Origin of the sequence: Kribbella sp. NBC_01484, from assembly GCF_036227145.1 — a bacterium.
GTDB lineage: Bacteria > Actinomycetota > Actinomycetes > Propionibacteriales > Kribbellaceae > Kribbella.
On record NZ_CP109437.1, the window covers coordinates 8,007,773 to 8,020,120 of the forward strand.

Below are 12,348 nucleotides of genomic sequence, written 5' to 3' on the forward strand. Positions count from 1 at the left end.
CTCGACATCAAGATACACGACATCGAGCCACCAGCGCGCCCGTCCCGAGATCACCCTGCCGGCGCCCCTCAGTCGGAACAGCGCCGGCGCTATCCCGACCTGGGAGGTTTTTTGCGCGTTCCTTGGAGGGTTTCTGCCCGATCCGGGCTGGAAACCCTCCACGAATCCCCGGTCAGGACACCTGTGGGAGGACCTCGGACGCGATGAGGTCGAGGTGGTCGAGATCCTGGAGGTCCATGATCTGGACGTACTGGCGTTGGGAGCCGACGGCGGCGAACTGGCCGAGGCGGTCGACGACCTCGGCGGGGGTGCCGGCGATGGCGTTGGCCTTGAGGTCTTCGACGTCGCGGCCGACGGCGGCGGCACGTCGTTTGACCTGGGCGTCGTCCTTGCCGACGACGACCGTGTGCGCGGTGGACAGGTTGAGGGTCTTCGGGTCGCGGCCGATCTCGACGCAGGCGGCCTGGACGCGCTTGAAGAGCGTCGCGGTCAGCTGGACGGAGCGGAAGCCGGCGTTGAACTCACTCGCGAACTCGGCCGCGAGAGACGGCGTACGCGTTCTGCCCGCGCCGCCGACGATGACCGGCGGGTGGGGCTGCTGGACCGGCTTCGGCAGCGCCGGCGAGTCGGTCAGCTGGTAGTGCTCGCCCTGGAAGTTGTACTTCTCCCCCACCGGCGTGTCCCACAGACCGGTGATCAGCTCGAGTTGCTCGGTCAGCAGGTCGAACCGGCCGGGCGTGTCCGGGAAGTCCAAGCCGTACGCATTGTGCTCGGTCTCGTACCAGCCGGCGCCGAGCCCGAGCTCCGCGCGGCCGCCGCTCATCTGGTCGACCTGGGCGACCGTGATCGCCAAGACACCCGGGTTGCGGAAGGTGGCCGAGCTGACCAGTGTGCCGAGCTTGATCCGGCTGGTCTCGCGGGCGAGTCCGGCCAGGGTGATCCAGGCATCGGTCGGTCCGGGCAGGCCGTCGTCCTCGCCCATCACGAGGTAGTGGTCCGACCGGAAGAACGCGTCGAAGCCGTTCTCCTCGGTCTTGCGTGCCACCGCGAGCAGATCGTCGTACGAGGCACCTTGCTGAGGTTCGGTGAAGATCCTGAGAAGCATGGCGCCCACGCTATCTCGCGGTGGTGTACAGCTTCTCCAGGTACGACGGCTGCCATTGGGGACCGCGGTTGTAGAGGCGGCGTACCAGACCGTGTACGTCGAGGCGCGGCTCGATTGGGTTGTCCCACCAGTCCGGGACCTGGTCATACCACCGGTCGATCCGCAGGGTCCGGCCGGCCGCGTCGATGCGGGCGAACAACCAGCCACCCACGTCGCTCTGCGCCTCGGCCTGCCAAAGGTCACCGAGCAGACCGCTCAGCTTGTCCATGGCGAACTCCGGGTCGTCCACATCCGGCGGCTCCAGGTCGAACCGGTACGACGGGGCGCTCGGGTCCAGCACCTGAATCTGGATGGTGAACCCGGACGGCACGATCGCGGTCCTCGCCCGGCACCACGCATGCAGCGCCTTCACAGCGTCCGACTCCTGCGGCCGTGGCCGGGGCCGCTCGACCTCGGAGCGCATAGCCTCCTCGATCGACCCCGGCGGCGGGGCGATCCGGGGCCCGTCCGCCCCCACCAGCCCCAACCCGGGAATAGACATCCGAGCCACAACATCCGCAGCCGACTCCCCACGCACCCCGTGCGGCGCGCCGTTCCGCTCATCCCCGTTGTGCCGATCGGCCTCCGTCGCCTCGTCCGCGAACCCGTTCACCGCCGGGAAGGATCCGGTCGGCCAGTCATCACCGATCACGGGCACAAAGCCAGTCGGCTCGTCATCCTCACCCGCCGCAAACCCAGCCGACACCTCGGCGCCCGCGTGCTCCGGTGCCTCCGAGTCCTCTGCCCAGCCGTCCTGCGCCACATCTGTCGTGCGCTCGAGGTGACTCGCCGCGTCATACTCCGGCGACGACTCCTGCTCGCCGCCGTCCACCCACTCGCCATGCGCCACACGCGTCGTGCGCTCGAGGTGACTTGCCGCGTCATACTCCGGCGACGAATCCTGCTCGCCGCCGTCCACCCATCCGCCGTGCGCCACGTGCGTGATGCGCTCCGGCTGGTGCGTCGAGTCCTGCTGCGGCGAGTGCGGGTCGGCGTCCGGCCATTGCCCGTGCGCTACGTAGGTGGTGGGTTCTGGGCGTGGGGTTGCGTCTGGCGCTGGGGATGGCTCGGGGTCCGGCCAGGGAGCTGGCTCTGGCTCGGGGCGTGGTCCTGGTTCGGGCTCGGGTTGTGGGACTGGTTCTGGGTCTGGCCAGGGCTGAGGATCCGGGTTCGGGTTCGGTTGGGGCTCTGGTTGAGGGTCGGGGCCCGGGATCGGGTCCGGGTTTGGGCCGGGGATGGGTGCGGGGTACGGGTCGGGGTCCGGGGTGGGTGTGGGGTATGGGTCGGGGGCTGGGGTCGGTTCGGGGCTCGGTGGGGTGGGCTCGGGCCAGGGGGCGGGGTGGGGCTCGGGTTGAGGCCAGGGCTCCGGGTGCGGTTGGGGCTGGGGCCATGGCTGGGGTTGAGGGTGAGGCTCGACCTGAGCTTTAGCCGTTGCCGATGCGTCGTAGCCCTGCTCCTCGTCGTCCTCGCCCACCGCGTTGAACCGGAGCCCCGGGCGCGCACCGCCCGCCAACACGTCTCCGGCTGCCCGGTACGTCTCCTCAGCTGCTGCGGATGCGTGATGCTCCTCCGCTGCCGCGAGTGCTTGATGCTCGTCCGCTGCTGCGAGTGCTTGATGCTCGTCGGCTGCTGCGAGTGCTTGATGCTCGTCGGCTGCTGCAGTTGTTCGATGCGCCTCCGCTGCCGCGGGACCGTGGTGCGCCTCCGCCGCTGCGAGTGCTTGATGCTCGTCGGCTGCCGCATGTGCTTCATGCGCATGCGGTGCCGCAGATGCTCGATGTGCCTCCGCTGCTGCGGGAGCTTGGTGCGCCTCCGCGGCTGTGGGTGCTTGAGGCTGCTGCGCTGCTGTAGGCGCTCGACGCTCCTCCGCAGCTGGCTCGGTGGAGTCGGCCGGCACTGCGGGGATCTCGGCGGTCTCGTCGTCGGCGTAGTCGGCTTCCCCGGACGGATCCGAGAAACGCGCGGCTGGGGCGGCGGAGTCGGTGGTCCTGGCCGAGAAACGGGCGTCGGGATCGGATTCAGCCGCCGGGTCTGCGTGCAGGTCCGAGAAGGGTGAGGCGGAAGCGGACGGGGCCGAGAGGCGGTCGCCTGCGGCGGACTGGGCTGCGAGGTCGGTCTGACGGCCTGCCGGAGTGCCGGGCGTCGTCGAAGGGTCGCCTAGGCCGGCAGCGGGCTGCGCGTCAGTCTCCGTCGGACGGGCCGGAGCGCCGGGTGCTGAGGACGGGTCGCCCAGGCGACCGGCGGGCTGTGACTCGGTCTCTGTCGGACGGGCGTCCGGAGCGCCGGGTGCTGAGGATCGGTCGCCTAGGCGGCCGACGGCCTGCGCGCCAGGGTCCGTCTGACGGGCGGCGGGTGCCTCGGGGTCCGTCGGATGGGCGGCGGGCCGTGTCTGGGGTTCTATGAGACCGGCGGCCGCAGTGCCGGGCGCTGTCGACGGGTCGTCGCTCGGGTGGGCGGGGGGCCGTCTGTGGGGTTCTGTGAGGCGGGCAGCTGGTGTGACGGGTGCTGTTGACGGGTCGCTCGGGTGGGCGGCGGGGGGCGTGGGGTGGTCTGTCGGGTGGCCGGTGTCGGGGTGGGTGGGTGCAGTGGTCGTGGGCTCCGGGTGTGGGACCGGGGCGAACGGGGATGGGCCGGTGAAGGAGGACGGTTCTTCTTCGGTTGGGTCTGTGTCCAGGACAGCGGCGATCTCGGCGGTGGGGGCGTCGTCGTCTTCGAGATCGGCGGCAGCTGATGTCGGGGCGAATGGCGAGTCGGCCGGCGCTGAGTCAGCTGATCCGCTGGGGGCGGATGGCGAGGCGGTCGACGGCGAATCCGCTGGCGTGATGAACGGGGTGTCGGCCGTGGGGGCGTCGGCTGGATGGGTCGGGGCGAACGGGGATCCAGCCGGTACGGGATTGCCGGGGGCGAACGGGGACTCCGCCGACTGGAGGAAGGGGGTATCAGCCGTGGGGGCGTCGGCTGGATGGGGCGGAGCGAACGGGGATCCAGCCTGCCCGGGATTGCCCGGGCCGAACGGAGACTCCGCCGACGGGCGCTCGGCCGGTTGGAGGAACGGGGTATCGGCCGTGGGGGCGTCGAAGGGTGAGGGGGTTGGCGGAGAGTTCGGGGGTGGGGTGTTGGGGCGGTGGGTGGTGGGGTCTTCCACCCATTCGCCGTTGATCCAGGCGCCGCCTACCCAGGCTCGGTGGGGGTCGGTGGGGGGCTCGTCCGCGAAAGGGGTGTATTCACTGGTGGCTTCTTGCTCGGACCAGGCCGGTTGTTCGGCGGTTTCCCAGTCTTGTTCGTCGGCGGCGGGGGTGTCTTGGTGGCCGGCCGCGGCGGGGGCGTCGGCGAAGAGGCTGGCGTAGAAGTCGTCGCCCTCATGGACGCCGCCGCCGACGCGCGGCGGCTCGGAGGATGGGAGGGGCGAGTCGTACGCCGAACGCATGGGGAGCCCGCTACCTGCCATGCCGTCAGGCAGGTAGGTGCCGGGCGCGGGACCACCCTGGGGCGGGACGTCGGGCAGGTAAGCGCCCGCCTCGCTCGGGAAGTCGGCGTCGGTGGCGTCGTCGTGTTTGCGGCGGCGGAGCCAGCCTTGTTTCTTGGCCGTGACGCCGTACTCCTCATGAGGGGCGGGCGCCTCGTCACGGTCAGGAGCCTCGTCACGGGCGGCGGGCGCCTCGTCGTGGGAAGCCGGCGTCATCCGGAGCGGCGGATCGTCGATCGGCTGGCCCGTGAACGGGCTGATGCCGGGTGGGACGACGAACGACTCTTCCTCGTCGTCGTCCGGCCGGCCGTCGGATGCTCCAATCACGACATCCTCAACGACCGAGACCTCGGCTGTGTCAGGTTCGTCGGGGAAACTTTCCGGTACCGCAAAGTTCCGGGTGAAGTCCTCCCCCGCGACCACCCCGGCCGGCAGGTCGGGCTGCACCGGCGACCGCGGGTCGATCTCGAAGCGGTCGAAGAAGGACTGCAAGGCGCCGGCGGTGACACCCGAACCACCCACGCTCCGGATCAGCTGCAACCCGAAGGGCCGCAGTTCGTCGAGCCCGCCGAGGTAGTCGGCCCACCCGGCGACCCACTCGATCATCTCGTCGGCGGCCGCCTCGTCCGAGGTGACCCACTGGCCGATCGGCGCGAACCCGTCCTCTACCGGCTGCCACGGATCCCCCGGGTACGACGCCCGCGCCCACGTCCCGTTGAACGCGCCGTACACGAATCCCAGCTCGCCCGCAGCCATCCGCCGCCGCACCTCGGGCTGCCCGATCCAGTCCGGCGACCCGGCCAACAGGTCAGTGCCCGCGGTCTGGCTGTGCTGCGTGTGGAACCCGAACAGCACCGCCCGCCCGTCCTCGAGCCGCAGCATCCGCAGCACCGACGCGGTCTCGTCCTGATGGTGGTACCCGTCGGCGTCGGCGTACCACCGCCGGTCGAAGCCCGTGGCATGGGCGACCGCGGCGAGTGCGGTCCAGCGGGCGCGCAGCTCCTCCGGGTCGTCCAGGTCAACGAGCGGCATCAGGTCTCCAGCGCATGGGAATCCAGGGCCAGAACGCTACCCGAGCCCTCCACCGGCCGCGACTTCCCGGTCATGGGGCCTCCCGGCCTGGACTGAGGAGCGGAGGGAGCGAAGCGACTGGAGCGACGAGGGAAGGGCGGGAGTCACAGCCCCATGCCCCGCCGCGCCGGAGGCGTGGCATCAGTACTGTCCACAGGCTCGAGTATGGCGACGCACTCGATGTGATGCGTCATCCCGAACAGGTCGAACGCCCGCAGCGACGCGATCCCGTACCCGAGCCGCCCGAACTTCTTCAGATCCCGCGCCAGCGCCGCCGGGTCACACGCCACATACGCCACTCGTCGCGGTCCCAGCGCCGCGATCCGCCGTACGACGTCCTTCCCGGCCCCCGTCCGCGGCGGGTCCAGCACGACCAGATCGACGTGCTCCAGCCCCTTCCCGGCGGCCGTGTTCAGCACCCGGTCCACATCGCCGGTCTCGAGCGTCACGTCCGGCAGGTCATGCAGATTCCGCCGCGCGTTCCGTACGGCGTCCTTGTCCCCTTCGATCGCCAGCACCGGGCACCCGGCCTCAGCCAGAAACGCCGCAAACAGCCCAACGCCGGAGTAGAGGTCCAGCGCCGTCTCCCCCGCCATCGGCTCGAGCCCGCTCATGACAGCGTCCACCAGCGTCGACGGAGCCGCCGGGTGCACCTGCCAGAACCCACCGGCCTCCACCCGGAACCGCCGGCCCCGCACCACCTCGACAACCCGCCCACCGGGCACCTCGTCCGTCTGTACGGCGGTCTTGCCCTCGGACGACACCACAGCCTGCACGGACGACGTACCGGGCCACCGATCACTCAGTACGTCGGGAGTCCCCGGGTGAGCGATCAGACACCGGTCGATCGGGACCAGGTCGTGCGAGCGGTGCGCGTACATCCCCGGTCGCCCGTCGACCACGGCGTACCGCATCCGGGTCCGCCAGCCGAGGCCGTCGTCGCCCGGGGACTCCATCACGATCGTGCGCTCGATGCCGCCGATGCGTCGGAGCGTGTCCGACACCACGGTCGCCTTCAGCCGTCGCTGCTCCACGATGTTGGCGTGCTGGAAGTCACAGCCGCCACACAGTCCGGGCCCGGCGTACGGGCAGGGCGGTTCGATCCGTTGCGGTGACGGCGTCAGTACCTGGACGGCGTCCGCCCGCAGGTACTTCGCGTTCTGCTCGGTGATACGGGCGTGGACCAGCTCACCCGGCAACGCGTGCCGGACGAACACCACCTGCCCCTCGTGCCGGGCCACACAGTGGCCCCCGTGCGCGACTGGGCCCACTTCCAGCTCGACTACCGTCCCGACGATGTCCTCGTCTGTCACCGATCTCCTGACGCCTTGCGGGCCCCACGCCGTACCTGGCCGGCCACCCGTTCCACTCGATCCTGCCGCTCCTCCGCGTCATGCGCCGAGATCAGCTGGTAAGGAACCGACGTAACCATGACACCAGGTGTGAACAAGAGCCGCCCCTTGAGCCGCAGGGCGCTCTGGTTGTGCAGGATGTGCTCCCACCAGTGGCCGACGACGTACTCCGGGATGTAGACCATCACCACGTCCCGCGGCGACTGCCGCCGGATGTCGCGGACGTACTGCAGGATCGGCCGGGTGATCTCCCGGTACGGCGAGGCCAGCCGCTTCAGCGGGATCGGGATGCCCCGGGCGTCCCACTCGGCCTGGAGCGCGTCCGACTCGTCCCGGTCGACGTCGACCGTGACCGCCTCGAGCATGTAGGGCCGGGCCGTCTTAGCGAACGCCAGCGCCCGCAGGGTTGGCTTGTGCAGCTTGGAGACCAGCACGATGGCGTGCACCCGGGACGGCAGCATCAGCGGCTCGTCCCCCTCGGCCGCCGTCTGCCGGCGCACCGTGTCGTAGTGACGGTGGATCCCCTTCATCAGCACGTACAACCCGGCCATCGCGAGGATCGCGATGTACGCGCCGTGGATGAACTTGGTCAGCAGCACGATCACCAGCACGATCCCGGTCATGGTCAGGCCGATCGCGTTGATCACCCGGGAGCGGATCATCTGCCGCCGCTTGGCGGCGTCGGTCTCGGTCTTCAGGTGCCGGGTCCAGTGCCGGATCATGCCGAACTGGCTGAGCGTGAAGCTGACGAACACGCCGACGATGTAGAGCTGGATCAGCTTGGTGACCTGGGCGTCGAAGGCGATGATCAGGCCGATCGCGCACAGCGCCAGCAGGATGATGCCGTTGCTGTAGGCGAGCCGGTCGCCGCGGGTGTGCAACTGGCGGGGCAGGTACCCGTCCCGGGCGAGGATCGAGGCGAGCACCGGGAAGCCGTTGAACGCGGTGTTCGCGGCCAGCACCAGGATCAGCATCGTCGCGCCGATCACCAGGTAGAAGCCGGGCGTGAAGTTCGAGAACACCGAGTCGCCGATCTGGCCGATGACGGTCTTCTGGGTGTAGGACTCGCCGACCGGCTGGCCGTTCTCGTACAGCTGGGTCGCGGGATCCTCGGCATACCGGAGCTGGATCTTGGAGGCGAGGAACAGGATGCTCATCAGCATCGTGACCGCGATCGTGCCGAGCAGCAGCAGCGTCGTCGCGGCGTTGTTGCTCTTCGGCTTGCGGAACGCCGGTACGCCGTTGCTGATCGCCTCGACACCGGTCAGCGCGGCACACCCGGACGAGAACGCCCGGGCCAGCAGGAAGACCGCGGCCAATCCGGTGAAGACCTCATGCCCAGGTTCGGGCCGGACCTCGAAGCCGGCGCTCTCGGCCAGCGGCAGGTTCCCGACGCTCAGCCGGATCAGGCCCCAGATCGCCATCCCGATGATCGAAAGCATGAAGATGTACGTCGGGATCGCGAAGATCGCCCCCGACTCGCGGACCCCGCGCAGGTTCATGGCGGTCAGCAGCAGCACCAGCCCGACCGCCAACGGCACCTCGTGACCGGCCAGGAACGGCAACGCGGACTTGGCGTTCTGCACCCCCGACGAGATCGACACCGCCACCGTCAGCACGTAGTCGACCATCAGCGCGCTGGCCACGGTCAGGCCTGCCGACGGTCCGATGTTCACCGTGGCGACCTCGTAGTCACCACCGCCGGACGGGTAGGCGTGCACGTTCTGCCGGTACGACGCGACCACGACCAGCATCACGAATGCGACCAGCAGGCCGATCTTCCACGAGTAGCTGTACGCCGCCAGGCCGGCGATCGACAGCGTCAGGAAGATCTCGTCAGGGGCGTAGGCCACCGACGACAGGGCGTCGCTGGCGAACACCGGGAGAGCGATGCGCTTCGGCAGCAGCGTCTCGCCCAGCTGGGTGCTGCGCAGTTTGCGACCGAGCAGCAGCCGTTTGCCGATATCGCCTAGAGCGGGAGTCACACCGGTGATGTTAGAGGGCTCCGGTCACGTGTCAGACACGACCTCAGTTCCGGTGTAGCGTCTATCCCTGCCGAACCGACCCAGCGGCCCCAGGCGGGGCAGGGAGTGATCAGCGAGTGCACGTCGTCATCATGGGCTGCGGCCGCGTCGGGTCGACGCTGGCGCGGGGCCTGGAGAAGCGGGGCCATACGGTCGCGATCATCGACCAGTCGGCCGACGCCTTCCGCCGGCTGAGCCCGAACTTCACCGGCCGCACCATCGTCGGGATGGGCTTCGACCGCGAGGTGCTGATCGAGGCCGGGATCGAGGACGCGGAGGCGTTCGCCGCCGTCTCGAACGGCGACAACTCCAACATCCTGGCCGCCCGGGTGGCCCGGGAGAACTTCGGGATCAGCAACGTGGTGGCCCGGATCTACGACCCCGGTCGCGCCGAGGTGTACCAGCGGCTCGGCATCCCGACCGTCGGCACCGTGCGCTGGACCGTCGACCAGATGATGCGCCGGCTGCTGCCGGAAGGCTCCGAGCCGGAGTGGCGTGACCCGTCCGCGACGGTCCGGCTGGCCGAGGTGCACGTGCACACCGAGTGGGTCGGCCGGCTCGCGCTCGACATCGAGAAGGCCACCGGTGCCCGGGTCGCGTTCCTGACCCGGCTCGGCGAGGGCCTGCTACCGCGGGCCGACACGGTCATCCAAGAAGGCGACCTGGTCCACGTCGTGATGCTGGAGCGCGATGTCGCGGCGATCGAGTCCCAACTCGGCACCAAGCCTGAGGAGCTGTGATGCGGGTAGCCATCGCCGGAGCCGGGAACGTCGGTCGGTCGATCGCCGCCGAGTTGCTGGAGAACGGCCACGAGGTCCTGCTGATCGACAAGGACCCGCGGGCGATCAAGGCCGAGTCGGTGCCGCGGGCCGAGTGGCTGCTGGCCGACGCGTGCGAGCTGTCCTCCCTGGAGGAGGCCGCCCTGCAGCGTTGCCAGGTGGCGATCGCCAGCACCGGTGACGACAAGGTGAACCTGGTCGTCTCGCTGCTCGCCAAGACCGAGTTCGGCGTTCCCCGGACCGTTGCCCGGGTCAACCATCCGCGCAACGAGTGGATGTTCAACGAGGCCTGGGGTGTCGACGTGTCGGTCTCCACCCCGCGGATCATGTCCGCGCTGGTGGAGGAGGCGGTCTCGGTCGGCGACCTGGTCCGGCTGTTCACCTTCCGCCAGGGCGACGCGAACCTGGTCGAGCTGACCCTGCCCGAGGACTCCCCGATGATCGGTCAGCGGGTCGGCGACATCGACTGGCCGCTGGACACCGCGCTGGTGGTCATCCTGCGCGAGGGCCGCGTCCTGCGGCCGGACCCCGAAGGCACGCTCGAGCTCAACGACGAACTGCTGTTCGTCGCCGCGGACGAGACCGAGGAGCAGCTCGAGGACATGCTTTCCCCGCACCACCGCCACGCGGCCGAGTAAGACCTCTTACTTCTTGTTGCCCCGGAGCAGGTGGGTCACGTGGTCACGCGCCTCGTCCCACTTCTCCGGCGGCAGTGAGCCGCGCAGTACGGCGTACGCGAGCCAGAGCGCGAGCGCGTAGAACGGGAGCCCGAGGCCGATCTTCGCGATGCCGAGCGCGTTCAGGCTGCCGGTGAAGTACAGCGGCACCTGGACGATCAGCCGGACCGCGAAGAGGCCGACGAACACCAGAGTGGCCCGGGAGAAACCCCTCAGCATCGCGGGGTCCTTGCGCCAGGCCGTTCCGGTCTGGGTGATCACGCCGTACAGCACGCCGAACAGCGGCCAACGGACGAGCACGGTGATCAGGTACAGAGCGCCGTAGCCCAGGTTCGTCAGCAGGCCGGGGACGTAGACGTCCTTCGCGTTGCCGGTGCGGTTCGCGACCCAGGCGGAGATCAGGACGCCGACGAAACCGCCGAAGACGTTGCGAAGCGGCTGCCGGCGGATGAGGCGCAGTAGGGCGACCGCGGCACCGCACGCGACCGCGACGATCAGCGCGACCTGCAGGTTGTGGTCGGTGGCCGCGTAGACGATCAGGAACGCGATCCACGGCAGCCCGATGTCGAGCAGCGCACCCCAGCCGCCGAGCGCATGGAAGAAGTCCTTGTCGGTGCTCGGCGCATGCTTGACCGGCTCGTCGTCCGGCTTCTCCTCGCCGGCAACCGGCTGATCCGTCAGCTCGGACTCGGCGGCCTCGAGCTCGGGGCGCAGGATCTCGACCAGCTTCTCTTCCAGGTTCTCTTCGACCTGGTCGCGGCGCGACGTCGGCTCAGCCATGGGCGGCCGTCGGGCGGAGTTCGTAGCGCGGGTTGAACATCACCCGGTCGCCCTCGACGACACCGATCCGCCCGGAGGCGATCAGTTCCGAGCCGGGATGGATCCCGGCGATCTTGCGCCGGCCGAGCCAGATCAGCTTGACCGTGCCGGTGCCGTCGTACAACTCGCCCTCCAAGGCCGGTACGCCGCCGCGTGGGCTGAACGTGATCGTGCGCAGCGTGCCGTACAGCGTGACCATTTCGCGGTCGTGGCAGCCGGTGATCGACCGCGCACCACAGTCGTGCGCGAAGTCCTGGAGGACCTCGGCGTCCTGCTGGTCGCGGTCTCCGGCCAGCCCGCGGAAGGCACGCCGCCACAGCCCCGCGGGTTTCTCACTACCCATGCGATCGAGTGTAGTCCGTCAGGCCTCTTCGTCAGGAGCCGGCTGAGCGCCCGGCGGCAGCTGCAACGGCAGCGACTCGCGGACGGCCATCGGCTCCGCGCCGCGGACCACGATGACGTTGCGCAGCGTCTCCTCCATCGGTGCCGCGGCGTCCGGCTCGACGGCGGCCCGGCCGAGCACCGTCGCCCGGAGCAGCCAGCGCGGACCGTCCACGCCGACGACCCGCGAGGTCTGGCTGAAGATCTGTCCATCCGGGTCCTCGACCGGCACAACCAGCACGAGCTCGGTGCCGAACGTGCCCTCGGTCTCGGTCGCCGTTCCGCCCATCCGGCTGGCCTCGGCGGCGATCTCGCGCCGGACCTCGGTCCAGATGCCGGTCTTCTTCGGTGCGGCGAACGCCCGCAGCTCGAGCGCGGAGTCCTCCAGCACCAGCAGGATCGCCTGCACCTGGCCGGTCTGCTCGTCGACCTGCAGCCGAAGCTCCATCCCGGGCATTCCGGTGATCACCAGGGCGCCCAGGTCGATCCGGTCCTCCGCCTCCAGGACCGACGAGTCGACCTCGCTGGAGTCGAACGGACCCTCGGCGCGGGGTTCCGCCGTCTCCTCGACGGCTGCGTCCGTCTCGGTCGTCTCGGGGTCTTCGTTCTTGGCCTTGCGGCGGAAGATCATTCTG

The 12,348-nt window shown here is 69.8% G+C and carries 9 protein-coding genes; 2 read left to right on the top strand and 7 right to left on the bottom strand.

Going from position 1 to position 12,348, the window contains the following annotated elements; translation table 11 throughout:
* Positions 1 to 172: 172 nt before the first annotated feature.
* From OG555_RS38710 to OG555_RS38725, 4 genes are all read right to left on the bottom strand, one after another.
* Positions 173 to 1,105 (bottom strand): LLM class F420-dependent oxidoreductase, encoded by a 933-nt coding sequence (locus OG555_RS38710; RefSeq protein ID WP_329478422.1) that lies wholly within the window; start codon positions 1,103 to 1,105, stop codon positions 173 to 175.
* Positions 1,106 to 1,115: 10 nt separating this feature from the next.
* Entirely contained in the window at positions 1,116 to 5,642 is a 4,527-nt protein-coding gene (locus OG555_RS38715) for a hypothetical protein (RefSeq protein WP_329478424.1), read from the bottom strand.
* 143 nt (positions 5,643 to 5,785) lie between these two features.
* On the bottom strand, positions 5,786 to 6,994 hold the full coding sequence (locus OG555_RS38720; RefSeq protein WP_329478427.1) for a class I SAM-dependent RNA methyltransferase: 1,209 nt from the start codon (positions 6,992 to 6,994) through the stop codon (positions 5,786 to 5,788).
* On the bottom strand, positions 6,991 to 9,018 hold the full coding sequence (locus tag OG555_RS38725; protein WP_329478429.1) for an APC family permease: 2,028 nt from the start codon (positions 9,016 to 9,018) through the stop codon (positions 6,991 to 6,993). Before OG555_RS38725 ends, OG555_RS38720 begins: the two co-directional genes overlap by 4 nt.
* A 116-nt stretch (positions 9,019 to 9,134) precedes the next feature.
* Between OG555_RS38725 and OG555_RS38730 the strand changes: the two genes are divergently transcribed.
* Entirely contained in the window at positions 9,135 to 9,797 is a 663-nt protein-coding gene (locus OG555_RS38730) for a potassium channel family protein (protein WP_442914467.1), read from the top strand.
* Entirely contained in the window at positions 9,797 to 10,474 is a 678-nt protein-coding gene (locus tag OG555_RS38735) for a potassium channel family protein (RefSeq protein ID WP_329478431.1), read from the top strand. Before OG555_RS38730 ends, OG555_RS38735 begins: the two co-directional genes overlap by 1 nt.
* 6 nt (positions 10,475 to 10,480) lie before the next feature.
* Here OG555_RS38735 and OG555_RS38740 read toward each other — a convergent pair whose 3' ends face one another.
* The 3 genes from OG555_RS38740 to OG555_RS38750 are packed head-to-tail and all read right to left on the bottom strand — an operon-like array spanning position 10,481 to position 12,344.
* Positions 10,481 to 11,293: a DUF3159 domain-containing protein gene (locus tag OG555_RS38740; RefSeq protein WP_329478433.1), complete on the bottom strand. Its 813-nt coding sequence runs from the start codon at positions 11,291 to 11,293 to the stop codon at positions 10,481 to 10,483.
* Complete coding sequence (locus tag OG555_RS38745; RefSeq protein WP_329478435.1) at positions 11,286 to 11,675, bottom strand: OB-fold nucleic acid binding domain-containing protein; 390 nt, start codon at positions 11,673 to 11,675, stop codon at positions 11,286 to 11,288. Before OG555_RS38745 ends, OG555_RS38740 begins: the two co-directional genes overlap by 8 nt.
* Before the next feature lie 18 nt (positions 11,676 to 11,693).
* Positions 11,694 to 12,344 carry a DUF3710 domain-containing protein gene (locus OG555_RS38750; RefSeq protein WP_329478437.1) on the bottom strand — a complete coding sequence of 217 codons (651 nt, stop codon included), beginning with the start codon at positions 12,342 to 12,344 and terminating at the stop codon, positions 11,694 to 11,696.
* Between the last annotated feature and the right edge of the window lie 4 nt (positions 12,345 to 12,348).

Excerpts from the sequence above, each read along its gene's own strand:
- OG555_RS38710 (WP_329478422.1), bottom strand. The coding sequence starts at position 1,105 with ATGCTTCTCAGGATCTTCACCGAACCTCAGCAAGGTGCCTCGTACGAC.
- OG555_RS38715 (WP_329478424.1), bottom strand. The coding sequence starts at position 5,642 with ATGCCGCTCGTTGACCTGGACGACCCGGAGGAGCTGCGCGCCCGCTGG.
- OG555_RS38735 (WP_329478431.1), top strand. The coding sequence starts at position 9,797 with ATGCGGGTAGCCATCGCCGGAGCCGGGAACGTCGGTCGGTCGATCGCC.
- OG555_RS38740 (WP_329478433.1), bottom strand. The coding sequence starts at position 11,293 with ATGGCTGAGCCGACGTCGCGCCGCGACCAGGTCGAAGAGAACCTGGAA.
- OG555_RS38745 (WP_329478435.1), bottom strand. The coding sequence starts at position 11,675 with ATGGGTAGTGAGAAACCCGCGGGGCTGTGGCGGCGTGCCTTCCGCGGG.
- OG555_RS38750 (WP_329478437.1), bottom strand. The coding sequence starts at position 12,344 with ATGATCTTCCGCCGCAAGGCCAAGAACGAAGACCCCGAGACGACCGAG.